Genomic DNA, 15260 nt, shown 5'->3' with positions numbered 1-15260 from the left:
GCTCATGCTGAGCTCGTCGAAGCATTGCCTTTCGAGGTGTCACCAAAGACAAGGGCAGCGCTTCGACAAGCTCAGCGCGAACGGTTAGGGGTTGGGATATGGACTCGCTTGTATCGACCGAATGGCTGGCGGATCGCCTGGCCGACCCCGATCTCGTGATCGCCGATGCCAGCTATCACCTGACGGCGCGCGATGCGGCGGCCGAGTTTGCCGAGGCGCATATTCCGGGCGCCGTGTTCCTGAACCTGAAGGCGCTGGCCGACCCGGATCATGTGGCGCCGATGATGCTGCCCCGGCCGGAGGCGTTTGCAAATGCCATGGGTGCGCTTGGCATCGGCGAGGGGCGGCGCGTCGTCCTGTATGACGACAGCGACATCCGCACCGCCGCCCGCGCCTGGTGGATGCTCAGGACCATGGGCTTTGCCGAGGTCGCCATCCTGGACGGCGGGCTTGCCAAATGGCGGGCGGAGGGGCGGCCGCTGGAGGCGGGCGAGCACCGGCCATGCCCGGCCACCTTCAACGCCCGACCGGAACCGCGTGCGGTGCGCGACAAGGCGGCGATGCTGGCCAATGTGACGAGCGGCGAAGAGCAGGTGATCGATGCGCGCGGCGCGCCCCGGTTTTCGGGGGCGGAGGGCGATCCCCGGCCCGGCGTCGCGGCGGGGCATATCCCCGGCGCGCTGAACCTGCCCTATGGCAAGCTGTTCGAGGCGGACGGCACATGGAAATCGCCGGACGGCATCCGCGCCGAGTTCGATGCAGCGGGTATCGATGTGGACCGCCCCATCGTCGCCAGTTGCGGATCGGGCATCACCGCATCCGTGCTGCTGTTCGGGCTGGACCGCATCGGCAAGCGGGGCGCGCTGTACGACGGCAGCTGGTCCGAATGGGGCGTCGATCCCGACACGCCAAAGGCAGTGACCGCGTGAGCAAGACGCCGCCCGAGGATCAGGCACCCGCGACCCGGCTCATCACCGGCGGTCGCCGCCCCGAATGGACGGGAGGGATCGTCAATCCGCCGGTCTGGCGTGCGTCGACCATCCTGTATGACAGCGTCGCCGAACTGCGCGCGCGGGGCGCGGCGGACACGCATCACAAGCTGTTCTATGGCAGGCGCGGCACGCCGACCCAGTGGTCGCTGGCGGAGGCGCTGACCGAGCTGGAGCCGGGGGCCGAGGCGACCCTGTTGTACCCGTCGGGCGTGGCCGCAGTGTCGGCGGCGCTGCTCGCCTGCCTGAACCCCGGCGACGAGCTGTTGATGACCGACAGCGCCTATGACCCGACGCGCAGTTTCTGCGACCATTTCCTGGCCCGGTTCGGGGTGACGACGCGCTATTACGACCCGCTGGTGGGGGCAGGCATCGCCGACCTGATCGGCCCCGCCACCCGCGCCGTCTTCATGGAAAGCCCCGGCAGCCTGACGTTCGAGGTGCAGGACGTGCCCGCCATCGTCGCGGCGGCCAGGGCGCGCGGGTTGACCACGCTGATCGACAATACCTGGGCGACGCCCATGCTGTTGCCCGTCATCGGCATGGGGGTCGATTATTCGATCATGGCGTGCACCAAATATGTGGTCGGGCACAGCGACGTGATGCTGGGCAGCGTCACCGCAGCGCCGGGCCGGTTCGATGCGCTGCGCCGGGTCAGCTATCAACTGGGCCAGACCGCCAGTCCCGACGATGCCTGGCTTGGCGCGCGGGGATTGCGCACCATGGGGGTCCGGCTGGCGCAGCAGGGCGCAGCGGCGCAAAGGATCGCCCAGTGGCTGACGGGGCGGAGGGAGGTGGCGCGGGTGCTGCATCCCGCATTCCCCGACTGCCCCGGCCATGAGGTGTTCCAGCGCGATTTCCGGGGCGCATCGGGCCTGTTCGCCTTTGTGTTCCGGGGCGGCAGCGACGCCGCCCGCGCGGCGTTCATCGATGCGCTGGGCCTGTTCGGCATCGGCTATAGCTGGGGCGGGTATGAGAGCCTGGCGCTGCCGGTCGATCCGCAGCGGCACCGCAGCGCGACCCGGTGGCAGGCGGAAGGGCCGGTCGTGCGGCTGAACATCGGACTGGAGGATCCGGACGACCTGATCGCCGATCTGGAGCGGGGCTTTGCGTCCTGGGCCTGGGCGGCGGCATGAATCCGGAGGTAATCGCTTGGCTGACCAAGCGCGGCATCGTCATTCCCGATACGCCGCAGCTGATCGAGGCGGCGGTCGCGCTGGCCCTTGTCCTGGCCGCGCTGGCGGCAGGCTGGGCGGCGGGGCGCTGGGCGGGGCCGCGCGTGCAGCGGTTCGCAGCGGAACGGGCGGGGCTGCACGGCACGGCGTTCCTGCCCCGCATCCCCAATATCATCCGGCATCTGGCGGCGCTGATCCTGCTGGCGGCGATGTTCGAGGCATGGCCATGGGCGCAACTGGCCAGCCTGCCGATCGGACTGGCATGGAGCGCGGCGGCGGCCCGTGCGACCGTGGAGCTGGCGCGCGGTGTCCGGCTGCCGCGCTGGCTGGCGTGGAGCGTGGCGGCCTTTGCCTTCGTGGCGACCTTTACCTACGCGGTCGGCGGCCTGACCCCGGTGACCGACCTGCTGGATTCGCTGGCGATCGAGGCGGGAAGCCGCCGGGTGTCGGCACTGGACGTCGTGACCATCGCGCTGGCGGCGATTGCGCTGTTCGGTGTGGCGCGGCTGGCCAACCGGGTGATCGCCCATGCCATCGGCCAGTCCCGGGCGTTCGACCCGACGCAGAAACTATTGTTCCAGAAGCTGGCGGGCATTGCCGTCATCATCATCGCCTTTTTCGTCGGCGTCGATTTCCTGGGCATCGACCTGACTACCTTTGCCGTCTTTTCCGGCGCGCTGGGTCTGGCGGTCGGCTTTGGCCTGCAAAAGACCGTGGGCAACCTGATCGCCGGCATCATCCTGTTGATGGACCGGTCGATCAAGCCGGGCGACGTGATCGTCATCGGCGAAGCGGTGGGTCAGGTGAACAAGATCGGCGTGCGGGCGGTCAGCATCATCACGCGCGATGGCAAGGAACATCTGATTCCCAACGAGAATCTGATGACCCAGGAGGTCGAGAACTGGAGCTTTTCCGACCGTAACGTGCGCGTTCGCGTTGCCGTGGGCGTCAGTTACAATTGCGACCTGAAACTCGCCCAGCAGCTGATGCTGCAGGCGGCAAAAGACAGCCCCCGCGTGCTGAACAGCCCCAGCCCCAATGTCTGGCTGACCGCATTCGGCGAAAGCTCGGTCGATCACGAAATCCTGTGCTGGATCAGCGATCCCGAAAGCGGCGTCGGCAATGTGCGGTCCGACGTGCTGAACCGGTTGTGGGTCTTGTTCAAGGATAACGGGATCGAGATTCCGTTTCCGCAGCGGGACGTCTGGGTCAAGGGATTGCCGGTCCAGGTCGCCGGACAATAGCATCCCGGCGGATTGCGCCAGCCCCTCGCCATCCTAATTATGGGGGCGTGACCAACCGGCCCCTTACCGCCCGCATTGCGCAGAGTGTGACGTCGGTTGCGGCGGCCGATTGGGATGCGTGCGCGGGCGCGGGCAATCCGTTCGTATCGCACCGGTTCCTGTCCATCCTGGAACGATCGGGGTCGGCCGGGGTCAAGGCGGGATGGCAACCCTTGCCCATCATCGTCGATGGCGCCGATGGCCGACCGGCGGCGATCGCACCGGCCTATGCCAAGTCGCACAGCCAGGGCGAATATGTATTCGACCATGCCTGGGCCGATGCGTGGGAGCGGGCGGGCGGGCGCTATTACCCCAAGCTTCAGGTCGCGGCCCCCTTTACCCCCGTGCCAGGGCCACGGCTGTTGCTGCGTGATTCCGGGGCGGCGCCATCGCTGATCGCGGCGATCGAGGCGGTGACGGACCAGAACGGGCTGTCGTCCGCCCATGCGACCTTTGTCGACGAGGCACAGCTGGATGCCTTTCGCGCAGCCGGCTGGCTGATTCGGCGCGGCGTTCAGTTCCACTGGGCCAATCGCGGCTATGCAACGTTCGACGATTTCCTGGGCGATCTGGCCAGCCGCAAGCGCAAGAACCTGCGCAAGGAACGGGCAGCGGCGGTGGAGGGGCTGACCATCCGCCACCTGACCGGCGCGGCGATCACCGAGGCGCATTGGGATGCCTTCTGGTATTTCTATCAGGATACCGGCGCTCGCAAATGGGGCAGACCCTATCTGACGCGGGCGTTCTTTACCCTGCTGGGGCAGGAAATGGCGGACGACGTGCTGCTGATCCTGGCCGAACGCGACGGGCGGCCGATTGCGGGTGCGCTGAACCTCATCGGGGCGGACGCGCTGTATGGCCGGTATTGGGGCGCGCGCGAGGACGTGCCCTTCCTGCATTTCGAGCTGTGCTATTACCAGGCGATCGATGCCGCCATCGAACGCGGGCTGAAGCGGGTGGAGGCCGGTGCGCAGGGCGAGCACAAGCTGGCGCGCGGCTATGCGCCGGTGCCCACCTGGTCGGCGCATTACATTCCGGACCCCGGGTTCAGGCGTGCAATTGCGGATTTCCTGGACCGCGAAACGGCGGCGATGGAAAGCGAAGAAGCGTTTCTGGGCGATATGACGCCGTTCAAGCGGGTGTAGGGCCGGGCGTCAGCGTTCCCGTTCGTTCGGCGGGTCCAGTTCGCGCCGTTCGATCCGGTCGCGCAGCGCCCGCAGCCGCACTTCGCGCCGGTTCAATCGTTCGATGGCGAACGGGCCATAGGGGCCGAGGTCCTTTACCGTCACCCGCGCAGGCGGCACCGCCGGATTGACCCGGAACAGCGTGCTCGTCCCGTTGGTCCAGATCGGCACCAGCCCCTGATTGAGCCGCTGGTCATATTCCGGCGGCTGGATCAGCCAGACATGATCGAATGCATCGCGCGGGAAATGGGTGATCGCCCATGCGATGGGGCGCCACCATTCGCGGCGGCATTGATGGCTGGTCACCAGTTCCGACGGATCGGCGGTGTACCCCAGCCCGGCCATGTAGCGCGTCGTCATCAACTGACCGCCGACCATCGACCATTGATCGTTGGCAAAGGCCAGCTTTCGCGCCAGCGCCATGCCGGCCAGATGCTCGACGCGCGTCATCGTCCATGGCTGGGCACAGGAAACGCCGACAAAGGTGATCAGGCGCGCCTTTGGCGGCAATGCCTCCAGCGCGGCAAGCTCGCGCTTGTAGCTTTGGTCGTACAGGGCAAAGCTGGCGGTCGTCCCGGCCAGCCGGACTAGGAAAAAGGCCAGGCCGATGCCCGCCAGCACCGATGCCCCCTTGATCGACAGGCCCGGTTTCGGCCGCAGCGCGATCAGGCCGATGGCGAACAGATAGGGCGCAAGCCGCATGTCGGCATAGGCCGAGCCGAAAACGATGCGCGGCAACAACAGATAGACGACCAGCAGAAAGGCAAGCGAGATCAGCAGGTTGCGGGAATATTCGATGTTCGGATCGCGCACGCCCTTGAACAGGATCAGATAGAGGATGCCGACGCTGGCCAGATCGAACAGCTGCCACCGGTCGCGCAGGACCATGGTCAGCCACATCATCTTGGCCTGCCAGTTGAAGAAATCCGTGGTCGCGCCCGATGCCTGGCCGGTCCGCCATGCGACCATCAGGATGACCGGGGGCGCAAGGACAAGGCACTGGATGCCCGCCATGAACCAGGGTTTGACCCAGCGCTGGACAAAACCGGTGCCGGGTGCGCGCAGATCGTGCCTGCGGATCAGTTCGGCGGAAAAGGCGAGCACGCCCAGGGTACCCCAGCCAAAGGTATGCGTCACCCAGATCAGGCAGGCGATTGGCGGAAAGATCCAGTTCCTGAGCCGGTACCGGCCAAGCCGCGCCAGCCGGAGCCAGAGGGCAAAGGCATTGAGCGCCAGCGCCATCGACAGGGCAAAGTTCACAAAGCCGAAATGGAACGGAAAACTGTATGCCAGCGGCAGCGCGAACAATGCCGTCGCCGGGATGCGGCCATGCACTTCCCGCGCGATCCACAACAGGCCAAGCGCGGTCAGCGGGGGGATGGTGAGCACGATCAGCTTGACCGACCGTTCCAACCCCAGCAGCGGTTCCAGCGCCACGATCAGCAGGTCGACGCCCAGATTGCCGATCAACTGCCAGTCGAAACGATACCATTCGGCCAGGTGCGGAACCTCGCCCCACACCTGTTGCACGCGGTAGCGGCCGATATGGCCCGGCAGGTCGAGCAGCGGCGGCACCTGTGGCCAGATCAGCGGGATGGCACAGGCAAAGGCGGCGGCCCATACGAACCACCGTGCCTGCCACCAGCGAAGTTGATCTGCCCCTGCCTGCATCGCGCGCTTCTAGGCCAGCCGGTCGGGCCATCGCAAGCAATGCCATGCGCACGACCGTGCGGTTCAGCGCATAATTTCGAACAAGGCGCTGTCGCCGTTGGTCCAGATGCGCCGCATCCTGTGCGTGGCACCTGGTGCCAAGGGGTGAGGCCGGATCATCCATAGATGCGTGAACCGTTCGCGCGGGAAACGGGCGAGCGACTGGGCCTGGGTCAACAGCGGTCCGGCACCGGGGCAGGGCGTGTCCAGCACGAATTGGGACGGATCATGGTCGAAATAGTCCGATGGCGACCGCCGCACGGCCATCAGCGCCCCGCCGCTCATGCCCCATTGATTGTTGGTGACGGCGCGTCGCCGGGCCATCGCCATGCCGGGCAGATGATCGAGCCGCGTCCGCGCCCAGGGATCGGCGCAGTGCTGGCCGATCATCGCCATCACCCGCGCGCCATCTGGCACATGGTCCAGCGCCGCCAGTTCGCGTTGCCAATCCCGATCGATCAACGCCAGGCTGGTCGTGGTCGCGGCTAGTCGAAGCCCGGCAAATGCCACCGCCGCAGCGGCGAGCGCGCCGATACCGGGCCGCCCGATCGGAACAGGTCCGATGGCCAGCAGCGCCACCATCATCAGATAGGGGGCCAGGCGAATATCGGCATAGGCCGATCCCATCAGGGTGAACGGCATGGCGATGTACACCGCCAGCACCGCCCCGGTCATCCATCGTCCGCGCCGTTCGAACCGCCCGCCGACGCCGATGCCGGCAGCGACGATCAGCCCGGCCGGCAGCAGGATCGTCGCCAGATCCACCGCCAGCCACCGGTCGCGGGCGATCATTCCCAGCCCGACCAGCTTTGCCCGCCAATCGAGGAATGGTCCCATCGGCGCGCCGCCCCCCGCAGCCGCCGACCAGAGTGGGGCTGCGACCAGCAGCAGCGGCCCGGCCATGGGCAGGCAGTCCATCGCCGCCAGCGGCACTGCCCGGGACCAGCCCCGTCCCTGACTCAGTCGATCCGCCAGCGCGGTGGCCAGGATCAGCGTGCTCATCATGCCCCAGCCGACGATATGGGTGGTCCAGAGGAGGAAGCTGAACGGGATGGCCAGCAACGCTCGCTGGCGGATGCGGCCCAGTCGGCCGAGGCGCAGCCACACGACGACGCCGCTAAGCGCCAGCGCCATCGACAGGGTGTAGTTGATGAAGCCGAAATGCAGGGCAAAGGAATAGACGAGCGGCAGGGCGAACAGCGCGAAGGGTGTCACCCGGCCATGCAGTTCGCGGCTGAGCGCCAGGATCGCGGCCACGGTCAGCATCGGGATCGAGAGCACCGCCAGCTTGACCGCCGGTTCAAGGCCGATGACCGGACCGAGTGCTGCGACGATCAGGTCGACGCCCAGATTGCCGGTCCACCGCCATTCGAACAGGAAGAACCGGGCGAGCGGCCCTTCGCCCCCGTCCAGCATCACACGGTATCGCCCGACATGGCCGGGCAGATCGGTGAATGGCGGCAATGCCGGCCACAGCAGCGGAATGGCCGCCGCAAGCACCGCGACAACCGCGAACCAGCGCGTCTGCCACCAGCGAAGGGGGGACCGGTCGGTCACGCTATCGATCGATCCGGAACAGATGGCTTTGGCCGTTCGTCCAGACGCGGGTCATGCCGGCCAGCTGGTCGCGGCGGAGCAGATGCGGCCGGATCAGCCACAAATGGGTAAAGCGATGGCGGGGAAACCGCGCCACGGCGTCGGACAAGGTAAGGTGCGTCGGCAGGTCGGTGCAGGGCGCGCTCAGCACCACTTGGGACGGGTCGGTGTCGAACGGTCCCGGGCGGTCCGTCCGCAATCGCATCAGCGGCGCCCCGGCCATCGGCCACTGGCTGTTCACGAACACGCCGCGCCGCGCCATCGCGATACCGGGCAGGTGGGTCAGACGCGGCAGACCCCATGGCTCGCCGCAGTCTCGCGTCACCATCGCCATCACGCTAGCCCCGCGCGGCATTGCGTCGATCGCGGCCAGTTCGCGCTGCCATTCGCGGTCGATCTGCACCAGGCTGGCCGTGGTCATGGCAAGGCGGATCAGGCAGAATGCCAGCCCGGCCACCGCAACGACCTGTGCCGTGGTTGGGCGGGTATGGATCGGATCCACACCGACCAGGGCAATGATGAACAGATAGGGCAGCAGGCGGACGTCGGCAAAGGCCGATCCCATCAGCATGAACGGCATCAGCAGAAAGGCCGCCGCACCGATGCCCGTCATCCATGCCGCGACCGGATGCATCCGGCCGATGGCACCGCGACCCGCCGCATAGAGGATTGCCACCAGCAATCCGGTCATGGTCACATCGGCCCATAGCCAGCGATCGCGCATCATGCCGACCACGCCGTGAAGCTTGACCTCCAGGTTCAGGAACGGGCCGATCACGCCGCCGCCCGATCCGGTGTTCATGAGGATCAGGATCATCGGCCCCGCCAGCGGCAGGCAGGACAGGGCGGCGCGGATCGTCCGGTCCGGCAACGCTTCGTCTCGGTCTCCGCGCCCGGCCATCTGTACGGCGAAAACTAGGATGCTCATCATGCCCCAGCCGACGATATGGGTGGTCCAGAGGAGGAAGCTGAACGGGATGGCCAGCAACGCTCGCTGGCGGATGCGGCCCAGTCGGCCGAGGTGCAGCCACATGGCGACGCCGCCCAGCGCCAGCGCCATCGACAGGGTGTAGTTGATAAAGCCGAAATGCAGGGCAAAGGAATAGACGAGCGGCAGGGCGAAGAGAGCGAAGGGCGACACCCGGCCATGCAGTTCGCGGCTGAGCGCCAGGATCGCGGCCACGGTCAGCATCGGGATCGAGAGCACCGCCAGCTTGACCGCCGGTTCAAGCCCGATGACCGGACCGAGCGCGGCAACGATCAGGTCGACGCCCAAATTGCCGGTCCAGCGCCATTCGAACAGGAAGTACCGGGCCAGCGGCCCTTCGCCCCCGTCCAGCATCACCCGGTATCGCCCGACATGGCCGGGCAGGTCAGTAAACGGCGGCAATGCGGGCCACAGCAGCGGAATGGCCGCCGCAAGCACCGCGGCAACCGCAAACCAGCGCGTCTGCCACCAGTCGATCGATCGGTCCCGCCTGTGGGGAAGCGAAAGGATAGGGTCAGCCATGTCCGGCGTCATCGCGAGACGCGGTAGCCGCGCATCACCGTCGAACCCGGTACAGCATCATCCCGCCATCCACCGGCACGGGTTCCAGCCATTGCGGCGCGGGGCCATCCCCCTGCAACTGTTCGACCAGCGATCCGGGACGATAGGGCGCCAGGCCCCGATCCCGCATGATGTTGGGGCACAGCGCGACATAATCGACGCCCCATAGCGCTGCCAGCTCCTGCGCCCGATCCGGCCTGGACAGGAAGAACGCATACATGGCCAGGTTGCCGCTGTTGTTGCGGTGATAGGGGGCTGCGACGACATGGTGCGGCGTCATGCCGATGACATAGGAACCCAGATCGATGGGGGCCATCATCGTGCCCGGCGGCAATTGTGCCATCTGTGAAAAGACGGGGCCGCTGACACAGGCCTTTTTCGCGGCGCGCGCGGCCACGGCGCGTGGGGCGGCGGTTGCGTCGAGCATCATGCCGGCGAAATTATAGGTGATGCCGGCACCGACGATCCACAGCGCCAGCCGGGGGATCATCCGCGTCGGCCCCTTTAGCCCGGCAATGGCGACCGCCACGGGGATCGCGGCCAGCCCGGCGAGGATATAGGTGACGCGCACCTGCAGGATCGCGGCAATCAGGCTGATCCCCAGGAACAGCGCCATCGCCCAGTCGGCATCGTCCATCCGCCGCCGATGAAGCGCGCGGGCGATGGCCACGATCGTCCCGGCGACGCACAATCCGCCAAAGGCCAGGCTGGTGCCGACCGTGTCCTGACCGAACACCAGGTCCTGCGCCTCGCTGACATTGCTCATCCACACCCGTTCGAGGAAGGGGTGAAGCGCGCCGTAAGGCCCGCCGAAACAGGCTGGCGCAGCGAGATAAGCGAGGACCGCGCTGGCGCCGCCCACCGTCCCGCCGATGGCCAGCCGGATCGGCCAGCGCCCGGCGACGCGCCCGCTTGCCGCGATGACGCCCCATGCAGCGGCCAGCACCAGCATTGCTCGGAACGATCCGGGGGTGAAGCCGTCGCACCAGATCTCTGGCCAGACGGTCGGCTGCATGACGGCGATCATCGCCAGTGCCATGCCGCCCAAGGCACCGCCATAGCCGGCTGCGCGGCGATCCTCCGCCGGATCGACGATCCATTTGATCCCGTGCACCGCCATGATCGCCACCAGTTCGGGCGCGGCCTCCAGCCCGATATGCAGGCTGATCGCAGTCAATGCGCCGCCCGCCGCACCTACTGCCAGGGTCGGCCGGGCCAGCATCAGGCGGACCAGCGCCACCACCAGCACGATCTGGATGCCGTGATGATCGATCCGGCCGGGCAGGAACAGGCTGATGGTGGGAAAGGCAAGCGCCGCCACCACGATGGCCAGGACTGGCGTGCCCGCCCCCCCGGCATCCAGCCGCCGCGCGATGCTGCCCGTCAGGATCAGGTAGAGGAAGAACAGGATGGCGGGCCACAGCACCACCATCGCAACAGCCGAGCCATGCGCCCCCAGCATCGGCCCGAGCAGCAGCAGCAACAGCGCCGGACCCATGTCCGCAAAGCGGGACCAGTGCATCGATGCACCCCCCGGCGGCCCCAGCCGATATTGCATCAGATCGTTGAACGGCTGACCGGCCACCCAGTCGCGGACCTGGGCCAGCCGCATCATGTCGTCATTGTCCGGCAGTCGCAGGATGCGAAGCTGTGCCCAGTCCTTGAACGTCCAAGCCGCCGTCAGCATCAGGGTGAGCAGCAGCGCGACGGCGACGCTCCGCCACCGGGTGTTGCGCCGAACGCTCTGCAGGTCGGGGGATGCGGCCATTAACACATCGGTATCCACGGTAACGACGATTTCGTCCCGATTGCCCGATGCGCCCTTAAGAAATCGTTTCGGCGTTAACCAATAGTTTTAGCTTGTCGTGCACTCGGTGGACCCACAGTGATTTGTCACGGGGGAACTTGATGCAGCGCGCCTTGGCCATCGCCAGCACCACCGATTTCGATGTGTCGGAGGAGGGGGTATCGGAGCTGGAACTGACCATCCTGATGCCGTGCCTGAACGAGGCGGAAACGCTGGCCCTTTGCATCAAGAAGGCGCTGGCGTTCCTGGCCGAACACGAGATTGCCGGTGAAGTCCTGATCGCCGACAATGGATCGACCGACGGATCGCAACAAATCGCCAATGCGATGGGCGCGCGGGTCGCGCATGTGCCGGCACGGGGATATGGCGCGGCTTTGATCGGCGGGATCGGTGCGGCGCGCGGCCGGTATGTCATCATGGGCGACGCCGATGACAGCTATGATTTCTCCGCGCTCGGCCCGTTCGTCCAGGCGCTGCGCGCTGGCGGCGAACTGGTGATGGGCAACCGCTTCCAGGGCGGGATCGCGCGGGGGGCGATGCCGCCGCTGCACCGCTATCTGGGTAATCCGGTGCTGAGTTTCGTCGGGCGGCTGTTCTTCCGCTCGGCCATCGGCGATTTCCATTGCGGGCTGCGCGGGTTCCGGCGCGACGCGATCCAGGCGCTCGGCCTCAGGTCGTCGGGCATGGAGTTCGCCAGCGAAATGGTGGTCAAGGCCGTGCTCCACAAACTCGACATCCGCGAGGTGCCGACCACGCTTGCCCCCGATGGCCGCAGCCGTCCGCCGCACCTGCGCACCTGGCGCGACGGTTGGCGGCATCTGCGCTATCTGTTGACCAATGCTCCACGGTTCCTGTTCCTCTATCCCGGTGCGCTGGCGTTTGCCGGCGGGGCGGCGGCGACGACCGTGCTGGCCCAGGGGGCAGTTCGCCTTGGCGCCGTGGAACTGAGCGCGACGACGATGCTGTTCGCCGCCATGCTGACGCTGCTTGGGACGCAATTGCTGGCGTTCGGCGTCGTTGCGCGCCTGTACGGCGTGACGGCGGGCCTGTGGCCGACCAGCCCGAGCGTGATCCGCTTCCAGCGATTGTTCAGCCTGGAACGGGGGTGCCAGCTGGGCGCGGCGTTCATGGTGGCCGGTCTGGGCTGGGCAACCGCACTGACCGTCCAGTGGGGGGCGGCGGATTTCGGGCCAATGGACGCCGAACGACTGCTGCGATCCGCCATCCCGGCGACGCTGTTGATCCTGCTTGGCCTGCAGCTGATTTTCACGAGCTTTCTGGTCGGGCTAGTCCAGCCGATCGCTGAGGATCGCTGACGCCCCCTTGTGTTGCATTAATACAACACTATCTTGCGGTCACTAAGGACGGGGACCGCACATGAATCTCGAACAATTCACCGATCGCGCCAAAGGCTTTCTGCAATCGGCGCAGACCGTTGCCATCCGCATGAGCCATCAGCGGATCGCGCCCGAACATCTGCTTAAAGCCCTGCTGGAGGACAAGGAGGGCATGGCGTCCGGCCTGATTCGTGCCAGCGGCGGGTCGGCGGAAACCGCGCTGCGTGAGGCGGATGCTGCGCTGGCCAAGATTCCCGCAGTGTCGGGCGGCGGGGCGCAGGCGACGCCCGGCCTGGACAACGACTTGGTGCGCGTGCTCGACACGGCGGAACAGGTGGCGAAGAAGGCGGGCGACAGTTTCGTCACCGTCGAACGGATGCTGCTGGCGCTGGTCCTGTCCCCCCAGACGACAGCGGGCAAGGCGCTGGCGGCGGCTGGTGTCGGTGCAGAGGCGCTGAACGGGGCGATCAACGCGCTGCGCAAGGGCAAGACGGCGGACACGGCGGGGGCCGAGGACCGCTACGACGCGCTCAAGAAATTCGCCCGCGACCTGACCGAGGCGGCGCGCGAGGGCAAGCTCGACCCCGTGATCGGCCGAGACGAGGAAATCCGCCGGACGATCCAGATTCTCGCCCGCCGGACGAAGAACAATCCCGTGCTGATCGGCGAACCCGGCGTCGGCAAGACCGCCATTGCCGAGGGGCTGGCGCTGCGCATCGCCAATGGCGACGTGCCCGACACGCTGAAGGGCCGCACGCTGATGGCGCTCGACATGGGCGCGCTGATCGCGGGCGCGAAATATCGCGGCGAGTTCGAGGAGCGGCTGAAGGGCGTGCTCGACGAGGTGAAGAATGCCGATGGCGACATCGTGCTGTTCATCGACGAAATGCATACGCTGATCGGCGCGGGCAAATCGGAAGGCGCGATGGATGCGGGTAATCTGCTCAAGCCCGCCCTTGCGCGCGGCGAACTGCACTGCATCGGCGCGACCACGCTGGATGAATATCAGAAATATGTGGAGAAGGACCCCGCGCTCCAGCGGCGGTTCCAGCCGGTGTTCGTCGGCGAACCGACGGTCGAGGATACGATCAGCATCCTGCGCGGCTTGAAGGAGAAATACGAACTGCACCACGGCGTCAGGATCACCGACGGCGCGATCGTCGCGGCGGCGACGCTGAGCAACCGCTATATTTCCGACCGCTTCCTGCCCGACAAGGCCATCGACCTGATGGACGAGGCCGCCAGCCGCATTCGCATGGAGGTGGAATCGAAGCCGGAGGAGATCGAAAATCTCGACCGGCGGATCATGCAGCTGCAGATCGAGCGGGAGGCGTTGCGCAAGGAAACGGACGCTGCCTCGCGCGACCGGCTGGCGACGCTGGAGGGCGAGCTGGCCAACCTGACCCAGCAATCGGCTGAGCTGACCAGCCGCTGGCAGGGCGAGAAGGACAAGATCGCTGGCGAGGCGCGGATCAAGGAACAGTTGGATGCCGCCCGGCTGGAACTGGAACAGGCGCAGCGGGCGGGCGACCTGGGCAAGATGGCCGAGCTGAATTACGGCACCATCCCGGCGCTGGAAAAACAGCTGGCCGAGGCACAGGAACAGTCCGGCACCGCGATGCTGCGCGAGGAAGTGACCGCCGACGACATTGCCGGCGTGGTCGCCCGCTGGACCGGCATTCCGGTCGAGCGGATGCTGGCCGGGGAGCGCGAAAAGCTGCTGGCGATGGAAGCGTCGCTGGGCAAGCGGGTGATCGGACAGGCGGATGCGGTGAAGGCCGTCGCCACCGCCGTCCGCCGCAGCCGTGCGGGGCTTCAGGATCCCAACCGGCCGCTGGGCAGCTTTCTGTTCCTTGGCCCAACCGGTGTCGGCAAGACGGAATTGACCAAGGCGCTGGCCGAGTTTCTGTTCGACGATGCGGGCGCGATGGTCCGCATCGACATGAGCGAGTTCATGGAGAAGCATTCGGTCAGCCGCCTGATCGGCGCGCCGCCGGGCTATGTCGGCTATGACGAGGGCGGGGTGCTGACCGAAGCGGTGCGGCGCAGGCCATACCAGGTCGTGCTGTTCGACGAGGTGGAGAAGGCGCATGGCGACGTGTTCAACGTGCTGCTCCAGCTGCTCGACGATGGTCGCCTGACCGACGGGCAGGGGCGGACGGTGGATTTTTCGAACACCATCGTCATCCTGACCAGCAATCTGGGCAGCCAGTATCTGACCGCCGTGCCGGACGGCGAGGATGTGTCGACCGTCGAACCGCAGGTGATGGAGGTGGTGCGGGCGCATTTCCGGCCGGAGTTCCTCAACCGGCTAGACGAGATCATCCTGTTCCACCGGCTGGCCGCCGAGCATATGGCGCCGATCGTGGACATTCAGGTCGGCCGGGTGGCCAAGCTGCTCAAGGACCGCAAGATCGGCATCGAGCTGACCGAGGGTGCGAGGGCCTGGCTGGGGCGGGTGGGCTATGATCCCGTCTATGGCGCAAGGCCGTTGAAGCGAGCGGTGCAGCGGTATCTGCAGGACCCGCTCGCCGACCTGATCCTGCGCGGCGATGTGCGCGACGGGCAGACGGTTCGGGTCGAGGACGGCGACGGCGCGCTGACGTTGAGCGTCGCGTGATCCGGCCGGA

The 15260-nt window shown here is 66.8% G+C and carries 10 protein-coding genes; 6 read left to right on the top strand and 4 right to left on the bottom strand.

The window, feature by feature from the left end:
* Positions 1-98: 98 nt before the first annotated feature.
* The 4 genes from sseA to ACPVPU_RS12115 are packed head-to-tail and all read left to right on the top strand — an operon-like array spanning position 99 to position 4592.
* The gene (gene sseA, locus ACPVPU_RS12130) at positions 99-929 is read left to right on the top strand and encodes a 3-mercaptopyruvate sulfurtransferase (protein WP_448658207.1); all 831 of its coding nucleotides are present in this window, start codon (positions 99-101) and stop codon (positions 927-929) included.
* On the top strand, positions 887-2125 hold the full coding sequence (gene metC, locus ACPVPU_RS12125; RefSeq protein WP_448658206.1) for a cystathionine beta-lyase: 1239 nt from the start codon (positions 887-889) through the stop codon (positions 2123-2125). The genes sseA and metC overlap by 43 nt, the downstream gene beginning before the upstream one ends.
* Positions 2122-3408 (top strand): mechanosensitive ion channel family protein, encoded by a 1287-nt coding sequence (locus tag ACPVPU_RS12120; protein ID WP_448658205.1) that lies wholly within the window; start codon positions 2122-2124, stop codon positions 3406-3408. Before metC ends, ACPVPU_RS12120 begins: the two co-directional genes overlap by 4 nt.
* A 47-nt stretch (positions 3409-3455) precedes the next feature.
* On the top strand, positions 3456-4592 hold the full coding sequence (locus tag ACPVPU_RS12115; RefSeq protein WP_448658204.1) for a GNAT family N-acetyltransferase: 1137 nt from the start codon (positions 3456-3458) through the stop codon (positions 4590-4592).
* A gap of 9 nt (positions 4593-4601) precedes the next feature.
* On the opposite strand, the gene ACPVPU_RS12110 is transcribed toward ACPVPU_RS12115, so the two are convergent.
* The 4 genes from ACPVPU_RS12110 to ACPVPU_RS12095 form a co-directional block, all read right to left on the bottom strand.
* The gene (locus ACPVPU_RS12110; RefSeq protein ID WP_448658203.1) at positions 4602-6302 is read right to left on the bottom strand and encodes a hypothetical protein; all 1701 of its coding nucleotides are present in this window, start codon (positions 6300-6302) and stop codon (positions 4602-4604) included.
* 63 nt (positions 6303-6365) lie between these two features.
* On the bottom strand, positions 6366-7898 hold the full coding sequence (locus ACPVPU_RS12105; RefSeq protein WP_448658202.1) for a hypothetical protein: 1533 nt from the start codon (positions 7896-7898) through the stop codon (positions 6366-6368).
* Between the two features lies 1 nt (position 7899).
* Positions 7900-9447 carry a hypothetical protein gene (locus ACPVPU_RS12100; protein WP_448658201.1) on the bottom strand — a complete coding sequence of 516 codons (1548 nt, stop codon included), beginning with the start codon at positions 9445-9447 and terminating at the stop codon, positions 7900-7902.
* A 34-nt stretch (positions 9448-9481) separates the two neighbouring features.
* Positions 9482-11254, bottom strand: a complete 1773-nt coding sequence (locus ACPVPU_RS12095; RefSeq protein WP_448658200.1) for a hypothetical protein — start codon at positions 11252-11254, stop codon at positions 9482-9484.
* 140 nt (positions 11255-11394) lie between these two features.
* Between ACPVPU_RS12095 and ACPVPU_RS12090 the strand changes: the two genes are divergently transcribed.
* Positions 11395-12609, top strand: coding sequence for a glycosyltransferase family 2 protein (locus tag ACPVPU_RS12090; protein WP_448658198.1), 1215 nt, complete (start codon positions 11395-11397; stop codon positions 12607-12609).
* Between the two features lie 61 nt (positions 12610-12670).
* Complete coding sequence (clpB, locus tag ACPVPU_RS12085) at positions 12671-15250, top strand: ATP-dependent chaperone ClpB (protein WP_448658197.1); 2580 nt, start codon at positions 12671-12673, stop codon at positions 15248-15250.
* Positions 15251-15260 lie beyond the last annotated feature (10 nt).

The sequence above is a fragment of the Sphingomonas paludis genome (assembly GCF_053502515.1).
This window is presented reverse-complemented; position numbering and strand designations above follow the sequence as displayed.

Bases quoted from the DNA above. Each gene is read 5' to 3' on its own strand.
- ACPVPU_RS12110 (WP_448658203.1), bottom strand. From the start codon at position 6,302: ATGCAGGCAGGGGCAGATCAACTTCGCTGGTGGCAGGCACGGTGGTTC.
- ACPVPU_RS12100 (WP_448658201.1), bottom strand. From the start codon at position 9,447: ATGGCTGACCCTATCCTTTCGCTTCCCCACAGGCGGGACCGATCGATC.
- sseA (WP_448658207.1), top strand. From the start codon at position 99: ATGGACTCGCTTGTATCGACCGAATGGCTGGCGGATCGCCTGGCCGAC.
- ACPVPU_RS12095 (WP_448658200.1), bottom strand. From the start codon at position 11,254: ATGGCCGCATCCCCCGACCTGCAGAGCGTTCGGCGCAACACCCGGTGG.
- clpB (WP_448658197.1), top strand. From the start codon at position 12,671: ATGAATCTCGAACAATTCACCGATCGCGCCAAAGGCTTTCTGCAATCG.
- ACPVPU_RS12090 (WP_448658198.1), top strand. From the start codon at position 11,395: ATGCAGCGCGCCTTGGCCATCGCCAGCACCACCGATTTCGATGTGTCG.
- metC (WP_448658206.1), top strand. From the start codon at position 887: ATGGGGCGTCGATCCCGACACGCCAAAGGCAGTGACCGCGTGAGCAAG.
- ACPVPU_RS12120 (WP_448658205.1), top strand. From the start codon at position 2,122: ATGAATCCGGAGGTAATCGCTTGGCTGACCAAGCGCGGCATCGTCATT.